Origin of the sequence: Silvibacterium acidisoli (genome assembly GCA_022870745.1) — a bacterium.
Taxonomy (GTDB): Bacteria; Acidobacteriota; Terriglobia; order Terriglobales; family Acidobacteriaceae; genus Silvibacterium.
In genome coordinates this window covers 3,694,372-3,706,703 of sequence record CP085323.1, presented here as the reverse complement: position 1 = coordinate 3,706,703, position 12,332 = coordinate 3,694,372, and the positions used below count along the sequence as shown (strand labels likewise).

Genomic DNA, 12,332 nt, shown 5'->3' with positions numbered 1-12,332 from the left:
TTATTTTTGTTTCGCAGCGAAGTTTACACGATGCGAGGAGCCTGAGGTTTCAAGAGACCTGCGAAAGGATCTGTGTTGCAGCCCGTAGGCCCGAGCGCAGCGCTCCGTGCACCGTGCCCCAATGGCCGGTGATGTCGGTGTGTTCTCCAGCGAAGTAGATGGTGTTGTCGTTGGGCTGAGCCAGTTCGCTGGATGCCTGCAAGGCGCCTTTGGGTGCGTAGCTGTAAGCTCCCCTGCTGAACGGATCGTCCTGCCAGTCGTGCGTATGCCAGGAGACAAGCAGCTCCGCGAGATCGCTCCGCGAAAAGGCTCTTTGCAGCACGGCGAGTGCCTGGTTCTTCCGCGCTTCACCGGATGGCAGCTGATGGACGCGGGGTCCGCCGACCCATCCGGTGAGCACGGGCGCGGGATCGGGCGAGACGGTCCACCATGTCGCGGGAATCTGCTCGCGTGAGAAGAGAAAGCTGAGATCGGGAGCGGCGTCGAGCCAGAAGCGCTCGCGAAAGACCATGGTAATGCGCGCCGCGGTGCCCATGGCCAGTTTATCGATGGCCGATTGCGTACCGACTGCCGGAGCGATTCTGACCGAGCCGGACTGCAGAACGCCCAGCGGCAGGGCGATTACAACGCGAGGTGCCGAAAGCTGGCTGACTGCAGGATTCCCGGTGTGCACTGTGACGTGGCCGGGTTTCCATGTGATGTTTTCAACGAGGGTCTGAAGATAAATTTCGCCTCCAGCTTCACGGAATCGCTTGGCCAGATACAGCGGCAGATTTTCGTACCCGTTGCGAATACAAAATCCTCGATCGCCCTCGATCTCTTCTTCGGCCTGCTGCTGTTTCAGCAGGGATGCCGTTCCGATCCGCTGCGCGTCTGCCGCATTGAAGCCTTCAACGTAACTGGCGGTGCGCTGCGCGGTTTCCTCGGGGAGTGTCTTCGTTGCGAGGAACTCGGCAAAGGTCATGTCCGGCGAGGCGGGCAGCTCATCCAGAACATGGAATGCGTCACCGAAGCTGCAGTCTTCCAATCGGCCATTCTCGAAGCAAAGAGCCCTGCCGTCGCGCTCGTAAATCGGCAATCCGGCTTCTTCGATGAGCTGCAGCAACTCCGGCGGGCAGCCGTGGACGAATTCCGCTCCCAGTTCGATGGGATAATCCGTGCCCGGAGAGTGCGTGGTAAAGATGCGACCTCCTACACGGTCGCGTGCTTCAAGGATAGCGACCCGCTGGCCTGCTTCCGCGAGAGAGCGACCAGCGGCGAGTCCGGCGACGCCTGCGCCGAGCACGATAGTGTCGAAGTTCATTTGTTCATGTTAACCGGACGAGGGAGCTGCACTTTCTTCAGGAGTTATCGCTGTTCCGAAAGTTTAAGTGCAGACCCTCACTTCGTTCGGGATGACAATTTGCTGCCGGAGCACAACTTGCTGAGACAAACCTCCACGCTAGAAGCGGAATCGCCCGAGGAACTCAATCACGCGGCCAGCCGAGGCAGACTGTGCCTGGCCGAACTGCGCGTTCTCGACGATGGTGGCATTGGTCGAGAAGGTAAAGGGCGTGAGGTTGAGGTTGTTGAACATGTTGTAGAAGTTAGCCTGGAAGCGCACCATGCCGGCGTCTCCGAGCCACTTGATCTTCTGCTCCTTGGCAACGCTGATGTCAGTGTCCTGGTAGCAGGGGCCGCGGAAGGAGTTGCGGCCGATGCCTGGGTTGGTACCTGCTCCACCCGGGGGCGGCGTGATGTTGAAGTAGCTCGATCCTCCGTTTGCAAAAGCGTTGCCCGCGCCCGGCTCGAAGAGCGAATTGTCGCAGCCCGTGCGCGCGCCTCCGTAGTAGCCGAGGGGACGAACCGGAGTGACGACCGAAGCGTTCTCAACCGACGGCACTCCATGCAGGTTGTAGGTAACGGGCGTGAATGGAAAGCCGGTGTGCCAGGTCCAGACACCGTTGATCTGCCAGCCATTGGTGAAGGAACTGACAATACCGTTGCCATGCGTGCCGGGAATCGTCCACACGCCGCTCACGGTGACACGATGGCGTATGTCGTAGTCCGACGGACCAAGCTCGGTGCGATTGTCTGCAGGATCTGTCTGGTTCGCCGCGGAGTCTGCCTGGTCGCCATTTGAAACCTGATCCATGGCTTTCGACCATGTGTAGACCGCATCGAATTGCAGGCCGTGGCGCATGCGCTTCGACAGGTGCAGGTTCATGCCGTTGTAGTACTCGTTGGAATCGCTCTGTGCGAAGTATGCGCCCTGCGTGAAGGGCGAATTGGTGTTGTCGTACAGAAATTCCTGGTTGACGAGGCGCGTGTAGTGGCGGCCGGTGCTGCCCTGGTAGCCGACAGTAGCGACGAAGTCCCATGGCAGTTCGCGCTGCACTTCGAGCGAGTAGAGATAGCTGTAAGGAGTCTTCAGGTTTTGTTGCGCGCCGTAGACTTCGATCGGAATGAAGGCTCCGGTGCTGGTTACGGGCAAGCCATTCGCATTGACCTGCGTGATCAGCGAAGAGTTTGCCGCATAGCTGTATGGCGAGGTGCTGCTGCCTGTCTGGTACTGCACGATGCCTGCGCCTGTATCCGGCGAAGTGGTGGCGCAGCACAGAGAGTAGTTAAAGAAGCCGGGGCCGTTCTCGATTGCGTTATTGAAAAGCGCTACCGGAAGACGGTTATAGGCCATTGCGAAGCCACCGCGGATGACCATCTTGTCGCCCATGTTGGGCGGCGTGTAAGCGAAGCCGAGCTTCGGCGAGAAGTTGTTGTACTGCGAGTTCCAGAGATGATTGCGCGGCAGCAGCGTGGCTCCGGCAAGCTCATTGCCTGCAGGGCCGAGCGTCGGGTAATTGATTTCGAAGCCGTGATTGTAGAGAGGCTCGAAGTACTCCCAGCGCAGGCCGGTGTTGAGGGTCAGGTTCTGCGAGACCTTCCAGTCATGCTGGAGGAATGCGCCATAGTAGTGATCCCAGAGGTATCGCGCAGTGTTTGGCGTACCACCGGTAGAAGGATCGGCGTAAATGGCTTCGTAGTCTGGCGTGCTGCTTGCGAACGACCACATGCCGTTGAAGGCGTATGTGGGTCGTGCGTCACCCGCGAGGTTGTCGTTGTCCTGCTCGAGGCGATATTCGAAGCCCATGCGGAATGTATGCGTGCCGATGGTGTGTGTCACCATGTCGCGAACTTCGTAGGTGTTCTCGGCGAAGATAGCGGGTGAGGTCGAGCTTGCTGCGGGGCCGTAGTTGATGTCGTTGGTTCCGTCAAAGGACATGCCCTGGATATTGATGTATGGAATGCCCCAGTTCACGACGCCAGCAGAGTCCTTCACGCCGTTATCGGTAAAGCGTGTCGCATTGGCGCGGAACTCATTTATCGTGTTCGGTCCGAAGGTGTGAATGTAGATTGCGGTCAGCGCCGAATTAAGTGGCTTGAAGGGCACGTCACCATCGGCACGCGAACCGGTCGCTCCGCCAGCCTGAAAGTTGTCGAGCTTCGTAACGTAAATGATGCCCGCAAGCTGATCCTTGGGAGTGATATACCAGTCGCCGCGTGCATTGAACTGGTTGCCGCGTGCTCGCGACGGCAGAAGCAGCTGCGCGTATTGCACGTCCGGAACATTGTCGAGGCCGCCGCCGATCGACGAATACGCTGTGGTCACACCCGTAGGTGGAGTGGGAACGTAGACGCCTGTGCCTCCGGCAAATGGAGAGCCGAAGTCGAGGCCGCCAGCGACGGCATTACAGGGATACTGCGTGGTCGGATATGCGGCGGGATTGCCCGTCACGACAGTGGCTACCTGCGTCGCAGATGCTACGCCGCAATTGACAGGTAGATACGCATTGACGCGAGGCACTTCACCCGATGCGCTGGCGATACCGGCCGATACTCCACCAAGCGCCGCTACCTGCGAGCGAAACTGTGGCGTCTCGATGAACTGCGATTCGTATGTCGGGTTGTTTTCCTTGAACCCCTCGTATGAAGCGAAGAGGAAGAGCTTGTTCTTGATGATGGGTCCGCCAACGCCCGCGGCCCAGTTGCGCTCCTTGTTCTGCACGCGCACGGTGGGCTGCTCAGACGGACCGCCGTACTTGTTGTAGGCATTGAGTCCCGGCTCATCATAAGTAAAGCTGCTGCTGCCGTGGAAGCCGTTTGTACCGCTTTGAGTGGTAGTGAGAATCTGTGCGCCGGTGTTGCGCCCGTACTCTGCCGAATACGCACTGCTGATTACCGTGATGTTTCCGACCGCTTCAATATTAGGCGTGACGACTGCTGCGCCGCCATGCGAGAGACTGTTTACGCTTACCCCATCGACCAGGAAGTTGTTATCGCCAATGCGCTGGCCGTTAGCGCTGATCTGTACCTGATTCTCTGTCTGGAAGATGCCGGAGTTCGATCCGCCCGGGCCCGCGCCGTTCGGAAGGAAGACGCTCTGTCCGTTGGAAGCGCGTGCGCCGTCACCGGTGATGCCAGGTGTAAGACGGAGTAGTTCGTAGGGATCGCGTCCGTATGCAGGGATGCGCTGCAGCTGCTGGTTGTCGATGGAGCCGCTGATGTTGGCATCCGATGTCTGCAATGCAGGCACATCGCTTCCATTTACGGTCACGGTCTGTGCACTTCCGCCGACTTCGAGTTTTACATCGACGTTGCGTGCAGCCTCCCCGGCGAGGCCGATGTGATTCAACGTGGAACCTTTGAAACCACTCGCGGAGACCTCAACGGTGTATGATCCCGGACCGAGCTCATTGAAACTGTAATAACCCGAGGCATTGGTAGTGGCAGTCTTGCCAACGTTTGTGCCTTCGTTCGTCAGCTTAACGGTCGCACCACTTACGACAGCGCCGGTTGTATCCGTGACGGTTCCGGCAAGATGCCCGTTGAACTGTGCGTGGAGAGGAAGGTTGAAAAGTACCGTGAAGATAGCCAGAACAGACAGGCTCGTCCATGCGCGCCAGGCGCAGCTGAGATGGCGTTGCATTCGTTGCCTCCAGAAGTCGTACAACCGCAACTAGGATGCGGCTGGTTCTGGAGGGGGAGCCTGGACCTCTTTATTCTTTTGATAACCGGCGCGCATCGGAAATGACTGCGCGCCTAATAACTGCCAAAAAATCAGGCGTTTGTAGCAAAAGCTTTTTCTGCGTCGAGCCGCGCTTTTTTGAGCGCAGCCACCGGCTCGGTAGTCGGATAGAACTCCATGGCGATGTAACGCTTGTAATGGAGTGAGGCTAACTTGCGGTAGATATTGTTGTAGTCGACCTCACCGGTTCCGGGATCATTGCGGCCGGGGACGTCTGCAATATGGACAAGGCCGATCAGGTCGATATTCTTGTCTAACTTCTCGATCAGGTTTCCGAAGGCGCGCTGCTCATGGTAGAAGTCGTAGAGCACTTTTACGTTGGGGCGATTCACTGCCCGCGCGATTGAGAAGCCGTCTGTCACGGTCTGCAGGAAGATGGTTGGATTCTCCAGCGGGTCGATGGGCTCGATGACGATTTCGATATCGTGCTTGGCTGCGATGTCGGAGGCCTTCAGCAGATTTTCTACCGAGACCTGCTTCTGCTGATCGACAGACATCGATGCGTCCCGCTTGCCTGAGAGCAGGATCACTTGCGGGCAATGGAGCTTCACCGCATAATCGATGTGTTCCTGAAATTGCTTAAGGAATACATCCGACTCCGACGGCACGCAGAAGCCTGCGCGCAAGCCGCTCATGGAGTCTACTAACAGATTCAGTGACTGGATTCGTTTGAGGAACTGCTGCGTTTCGGAGTCGCTCCACTTCTGGAACTGCCCGGTCAACTCGATGCCCTGGTAGCCTGCATCGGCAACGATCTTCAATGCATTGTCGAACGATGTTTTCCCTGTCAGCGTCCACAGCATGACGGAGAACTTCGGTCCGGCAGCGGCAGGCAGTGACCATGCGTTTCTGGCAGCGTAAGCCAGGGCTGCACCGGCAGCGAGCTTGTGAAAATGGCGGCGATTCATTAATTCGATCCTTTCGGCAAACAATACAAATTGAAACAGTGAAGTGTTAGTTTGAAGCCGGCTGCGCTGCCGCCTGCTGAGTGAGCTGACGGATGATCTCCGTCTCGCGAACGCGATACGGTGTTCCATCCGGATGGAAGACATCATGAAACCAGACAGGCGGTTCTTCCTGTGTATACGGATGCCTCCATGAATCCCAGGGCAGGTAGGTCTGCGACTTGCCCGCAACAAAGCCCCAGTTGATGGCGCCTACGCGATTCTTCTCTGCGATGGGCAGAATGGTGTCGAAGGTACTGCCGGCACCGCGCGCCATATACTCCGTGCAGATGATCGGGCGATGGTACTGCTGCAGCTCATGCACCTTGCGCTCGTACACTTCCGGCCACCCGTAGTTGTGGAACGAGATGATGTCGGACTCCTTGAACTGCACCTGCTCAATGGGAGTCATCTTATCAATGGAGCTCCAATCCTCGCTTCCCCATATGCCGCTGGTGAGCGGCTGCGATGGATTGGCAGAACGAACCCACTCGAAGACCTGCGGCAGCAGCTTGAGCACGAGCTCTTCCTTGTTCGGAGGATCGAGCTTGCCGTAAGAGCCGCTGTTTGTATTGCCGGGCTCGTTCCACACATCCCATGCGAGGATGCGGTCATCGTTGGCGAAGGCGGCAACTACTCCATGAATGTAAGTTTTCAGCCTTGGATACTCCGCGGGATCGGCCATGGCGCGTCCGGGGCTCTGCACCCATCCGGAATTGTGTACGCCTGGAATCGGCGGATGCTGCGGTCCAAGCTTTGGCATGGGGTCCCAGCAGGAATCGAAGAGGACGAAGACGGGCTTGATGTGATGCTTCGCGGCGATAGTGAGAAAGGTGTCGATGCGCTGTTTGAAACCGGCTTCATCCTGCTGCCAGAGCAGATCATGCAGGAAGACGCGCATGGTGTTCATTCCGATGCTCTCAGCCCAGCCGAGCTCGCGGTCGATTTCCTTCGGGTTGAAGGTATCGGCCTGCCACATTTCGAGTTGGTTGATTGCGTCGGCGGGCAGGTAGTTGCTGCCGACAGGCCAGGGTTGTTTCGCATACCAGGCATTGGCCCGCTCTTCAGTCCAGCGGGAGCGTTGAGCATTCGAAATCAGAGGTGCGGCGGTTAAGACAGTGAGAAACAGCAGGGCAACAGATATGCGGCGAAGGTTACGGCGTCTGGTGGAGTCGTTGGGAGCCATCCGCACCGTTCTACTTGAGCGGCGGATGGAACGCAAGTGCGAATGCCCGGGACCATGGCAGGCGAGGGACTCGCCTGCCGTGGTCTCAGCCATCAATAATTGAAGCGCATGGAGAATTGCAACAGTCGAGGATTGTTCAACTGCGTGTTCACGATACCGAAGTTCGACGCGCCCTGGGTGAGGCCGGGATAACCAAACTGTACGCGGTTGAAGAGGTTGAAGGCTTCCGCACGGAACTGCATGTTGACCAGTCCGCTGTGTGCGAGCGGGAAGGTCTTGTATGCGGAAGCATCCCAGTTGGCTACGCCAGCCGCACGAAGCTGCGGATCGAGACGAGGTTCATCGCCGAAGGTAAACGCCTCAGGCTGCGCGAAGCACGCGGTGTTGAACCACTCGTTCAAACGAGCCTGGGCGCTTCCCTCAACCCTCTTCTGACAGCCGGAAACGTAATTCGGCCGCGATCCGCCACCAAAGGATTGGGTCAGGTTTTGCGCCGTGCCGAAGCCCAGCGGAAAGCCGCTCATAAGCGTGGTCACACCACCGACACCCCAGCCACCGGCGATCTGATTCACCCAGCCCGGCGAGTTTGCCAGGAAGCGTTGTCCGTGACCCACGGGAAGATCGTAGACGTAGCTTACGACCAGGCGTTGCGCAGCATCGTTTGCAGAGAGCGACTTCTCACCCTGCAGGTTGCGTGGGTCCTGAATGCCGGGCACAGACGATTCAAGCCATGTCGTCTGCGTATCGGCATTGCTGATCAGCTTCGACCAGGTGTAAGACGCGTTGATCGATGCACCTCTCGCGAATCGCTGCTGCGCTGTCAGCTGCAACGAGTGATACGTGGAGCTGCCGAAGTTCGCAGCCATGATTCCCGCCGACGAGTACTCGGGAAAAGGAAGGAGAAGTTGCCCCGCAGGAATCGTTGCGGACCCGAGGCTGTATGCGGAGCTGATCTGTCCGTAGTAGGGATTGGCTACATTGTTCACGAGTGCGCTTCCCAGTGCCATGTCCTGATGGGGCAGCGTGTCCATGTTCAGACCTCCGATCGGCAGATGCGTTCCCTTCGCTCCGCCGTAGATGATGCTGAACATGAAACTGTTCCCGATCTGCTGCTGTACTCCCGCATTGAACTGCTGAGTGTACGCGTAAGGGTCCTTCGTGTAGTAGTAGTTGTTTCCCGAACCAAGCAGCGTGCTCTGGAAGTTCGCTCCGCGCAGTACAGGCAGCACGATTCCATTCGGGAAGGGGTTGTCGATGGTTACAGCCGGTGTAAGTCCGCCGTTGTTGGTATAGGGGACGTTGGTGGTCGAAGATGTTACAGGGTCGGAGTAAGGCAGACCGGTGAGATCGTTTGGCAGCCAGAAGATGCCATAGCCGGCACTGAAGACAGTGTTAGGCATGGCTTGATATGAGAGGCCGACTCGCGGTGAGAACTGCATCAGATCGTTGTCGATCGGCAGACGTGATTTGCGGGTGCTGGAATCGACTAATCCAACCTGGCCCGGAACATTGGGAATGCCTGCGTTTGCGAGCACAGAATTCTCGGCGCCATAGTCAAAGTAGCTCAGCCAATTGTGGCGTTCGGTGAAGGGACGGGTATTCTCCCAGCGCACACCAAGCTGCAATGTGAGCTTGCTCCCGATGCGCCAGTTGTCGTTGGCGTACACCGCGGGATAAAGCTGCTCAGCAGCAAGCGGCTGGGCATAGTTGATGTTGCCGCCCGATGGATAACCGAGCATGTACGATGCGAGGCCGAGGCCGTCACCTCCGGTAAGACCATTCAGAGAAGTGAAGCCAGGGGTGAAGTCGTACAGACCCGCCGACTGGTTGGTCTGCACATAGTTGAAGGTGGCACGCAGATATTCGCCGCCGAAGGTGAGCGTGTGATTGCCGACGAACTTGGTGAGGTTGCCGGAAATACGATCGTCGTCAGTTGCGTTGTGAATGGTGCTGTCAGCACCGGCACTATTGAAAATTCCCGAAGGATCGAAACCAGTGATCACCATCACTGGAGGCCCAGGGTATTCGATTTGTGACTGCAGCGCGGCCGGCTGGCCAATGCTGGTTACGTCGAACTTGTTAAGCAGCGCTGTGCGCCCGTAGACGAAACGCAGGTAGCTCACGCGAACGTCGAGGAGGGTCTTGCTGCTGAAAGCATAATCGTCTGAGATGACGACGCTGTTAGTTGTGAACTGCTCGCCGCAACGGTCTTCGCAGATTCCGTTGAAAGCGTCCGTCGGCAGGTTGGTGTTTTCCCAGTAGGTGTAGCGTCCGGAGAGATGCTGCTTCGACGACAGGTTGTGATCGATGTGCACGACCGTTTCATAGTTGTTCCCGCCGCTGCTCCCGGTGGTGGTGTAGTTTGGCGTACCCGGAGCCGCCGCCAGATTGGGAGCTGGAAAGAACATCTTGAGATAGGCCAGCGCAGTCGGATTGAGACGGTTCACCGGGATCGTTGCGTTGGCAAAGGGCTGGCGATCGTACTGTTTCTGATTGCCTGTGCAGGCAGGCCCTCCCGCGACACCGCATGTCGTCGTCGGATCGTAGATCGTGGTGCCGAGATCCGACAGGTTGCCGGTCAGCTCTGCCGCCGTGGGAACGGTGGTTGTGTAAGTGATTCCCTGCCGCAGCGAGAAACCTTCCCAGTTGACGAAGAAGAATGTCTTGTTATGCCCGTCGTAGACGTGCGGGATGTAAACCGGACCACCAACATTGAAGCCGAACTGGTTCTGCGTGAAGGCGGGATTAGGCAGATGTGCCTGGTTGCCGAAGAAGGTGTTCGCATTCAGCACCTTGTTGCGAATGTACTCCCATGCGCTTCCGGTCAGGGTGTTTGTTCCTGACTTGGTGCGGAACTGGATGGCTCCGCCTGCAAGCCGGCCGTAATCAGGCGGCAGGTTGTTGGTCATCACGCGAAATTCCTGCAGCGAGTCCTGAGTCGGAATGAGCGCCGTCGCGTTGATGTATTCGGTGTTGACGGGCGCACCATCCAGATACGTCACGCTCTGGTTGGCGAAGCCGCCGCCGATCTGATAGTTGCCCCAGCCGAAGGGATTGCTACCTGTCGGCGTCTGCTGCGACTGCCCTTGCGGCACCACAGCAGGCACGAGGGCGACGAGGCTCATAGGATTACGACCGTTGAGCGGCATCTCGGTTGTCTGGCGCTGATCGACCACTGCGCCGAGCGTTGCGCTCTCTGCCTGGATCAGCGGCGTGCCGCTTGTCACCACGACCTGCTGCGTGTTGCTGCCTACAGCCAGCGAGAGATCGACCAGCAGAGTGGACGCGACCTGTAGAACGACAGGCTGACGAATAAGCTGCTTGTAGCCTTCTTTCTCCGCTGTGATTTTGTAATTTCCCGGAGGCAGGTTGATGAACTGGTAGAAGCCCGCAGAGTTGGTCTGGGAGGTTCTTGAGTCCGATGTACCAATGTTTGTGAGAGTTACCTTCGCATCAACTACAACGGCTCCGCTTTGGTCGCTGAGCGTGCCGTTGATGGTTCCGTTGGTGGCCTGCGAGTAACCTGGCACCGCAACCGCAAGCACGAGTGCACAGAAGACCAGACTTCGACACAGGTTGCGGTGAAACGATGTGAAAAAGCGTAGCGATTCTACAAGGCGCAGGGGTATCCAACCCCGTTCAGCAACTTCGGGCAGTGCGCTCACAGAGCCCCTCCTGTTCAATTGGGGAGCCTTTTTAGACCTCTCGGTAATCAGCTGTCAAGTATCCATTGTTGACCTCTCATAATTAACGAGATAGTTAACTTCGTTTCCCGCGCCAGATTTCAGGAACCGGTACCTCACGTCGATTTTGCTGCTTTTCCGCGCGCATATTAAGCTGGCTTCCATGCCTGAATATCGACGCACCGCGCTCGCTGCATTTCTGTTCATGTTCTATTCTGCGAATCTTGCCCTGGCACAGACACCGAAAGAGCAGTGGATGCTTGGTCCCTTCGAACGGCCGGCGGATAGCCATCCCATCATCAAGCCACAGCCGGAAGCGACCTTCACCGATCCGATTACGCAAAAGCCGGTTCACTGGGAGGCATTGCACACCTTCAATCCAGCAGCCGTGGTGCGAAATGGCAAAGTGATTGTGCTGTATCGCGCGGAAGATAACAGCGGAACGATGGCCATCGGCGAACACACTTCGCGGCTGGGCATGGCTGAGAGCGACGATGGCATTCATTTCAAGCAGATGTCCGAACCGGTCTTCTACCCCGCGAACGATGGGCAGAAGTCGCGCGAATGGCCTGGCGGCGTAGAAGATCCGCGTATTGCGGAGACAGAAGATGGCATGTATGTGCTGACTTACACGCAATGGAATCGCCAGACTTACTCCGTTGGAGTAGCCACATCCAGAGATCTGACGCACTGGACAAAGTACGGGCCTGCATTTGGTACAAGCGGCAAATATGCGTCACTCAAGTACAAATCCGCAGGCATTGTGACACAACTCAAAGATGGGCACCTGGTGGCTGCGCGCATTCACGGCAAGTATTGGATGTACTGGGGTGAGGTGAAGGTGGGCCTTGCTTCTTCGACCGACCTGATCCACTGGACTCCGGTGGAAGATAAGAGCGGCACACCACTGTTGTTACTCGCGACGCGTTCGGGAAAGTTTGACAGTGCCCTGCCTGAAGTGGGCGCGCCTCCGCTGCTGACTAAGGATGGCATCCTGCTTCTCTACAATGGCAAAAACTCCGATACCGACGGAGATAAATCGCTGCAGGCTGGAACTTATTCGACGGGGCAGGCACTCTTTTCTGCAGATCATCCCGAGAAGCTTCTACATCGCAACGACACTCCATTTCTTACTCCGAAGATGCCATTCGAACGCAGCGGCCAGTACGCAGCGGGAACTACATTTATAGAGAGCCTGGTTTACTTCCACCAGAAGTGGTTTGCCTACTATGGCTGTGCGGATTCGTTTGTGGGAGTTGTATTCAGCGGTCAATGAAACAGGAACATCCTTGCCATTGCCGGGACAAATTGCGGTGAAGTAAGCCCTCCCGCAGTTTGTTCGGGCACTCAACTATCCCGTTGCGGAATGAATTACTTATATTTTTGAAATTTACAGGAGCGATTTTCCTATCTGATTCGTCAGATAGGAAGCGCGAAGACCTCGGCATTGTCCACTG

The 12,332-nt window shown here is 57.2% G+C and carries 6 protein-coding genes; 1 reads left to right on the top strand and 5 read right to left on the bottom strand.

Going from position 1 to position 12,332, the window contains the following annotated elements; genetic code table 11:
- Positions 1-49: 49 nt before the first annotated feature.
- From LJD29_RS15490 to LJD29_RS15470, 5 genes are all read right to left on the bottom strand, one after another.
- On the bottom strand, positions 50-1,303 hold the full coding sequence (locus LJD29_RS15490; protein ID WP_446742453.1) for a flavin monoamine oxidase family protein: 1,254 nt from the start codon (positions 1,301-1,303) through the stop codon (positions 50-52).
- Between the two features lie 138 nt (positions 1,304-1,441).
- Positions 1,442-4,963, bottom strand: coding sequence for a TonB-dependent receptor (locus LJD29_RS15485; RefSeq protein ID WP_446742452.1), 3,522 nt, complete (start codon positions 4,961-4,963; stop codon positions 1,442-1,444).
- Positions 4,964-5,094: 131 nt separating this feature from the next.
- On the bottom strand, positions 5,095-5,970 hold the full coding sequence (locus LJD29_RS15480) for a hydroxypyruvate isomerase family protein (protein ID WP_446742451.1): 876 nt from the start codon (positions 5,968-5,970) through the stop codon (positions 5,095-5,097).
- A 46-nt stretch (positions 5,971-6,016) separates the two neighbouring features.
- Entirely contained in the window at positions 6,017-7,192 is a 1,176-nt protein-coding gene (locus LJD29_RS15475) for a cellulase family glycosylhydrolase (RefSeq protein ID WP_446742450.1), read from the bottom strand.
- Between the two features lie 92 nt (positions 7,193-7,284).
- Complete coding sequence (locus LJD29_RS15470) at positions 7,285-10,857, bottom strand: TonB-dependent receptor (RefSeq protein ID WP_446742449.1); 3,573 nt, start codon at positions 10,855-10,857, stop codon at positions 7,285-7,287.
- Positions 10,858-11,038: 181 nt separating this feature from the next.
- Between LJD29_RS15470 and LJD29_RS15465 the strand changes: the two genes are divergently transcribed.
- Positions 11,039-12,151 (top strand): glycoside hydrolase family 130 protein, encoded by a 1,113-nt coding sequence (locus LJD29_RS15465; RefSeq protein WP_446742448.1) that lies wholly within the window; start codon positions 11,039-11,041, stop codon positions 12,149-12,151.
- Positions 12,152-12,332: the final 181 nt, after the last annotated feature.

Bases quoted from the DNA above. Each gene is read 5' to 3' on its own strand.
- LJD29_RS15490 (WP_446742453.1), bottom strand. From the start codon at position 1,303: ATGAACTTCGACACTATCGTGCTCGGCGCAGGCGTCGCCGGACTCGCC.
- LJD29_RS15465 (WP_446742448.1), top strand. From the start codon at position 11,039: ATGCCTGAATATCGACGCACCGCGCTCGCTGCATTTCTGTTCATGTTC.
- LJD29_RS15480 (WP_446742451.1), bottom strand. From the start codon at position 5,970: ATGAATCGCCGCCATTTTCACAAGCTCGCTGCCGGTGCAGCCCTGGCT.
- LJD29_RS15485 (WP_446742452.1), bottom strand. From the start codon at position 4,963: ATGCAACGCCATCTCAGCTGCGCCTGGCGCGCATGGACGAGCCTGTCT.
- LJD29_RS15475 (WP_446742450.1), bottom strand. From the start codon at position 7,192: ATGGCTCCCAACGACTCCACCAGACGCCGTAACCTTCGCCGCATATCT.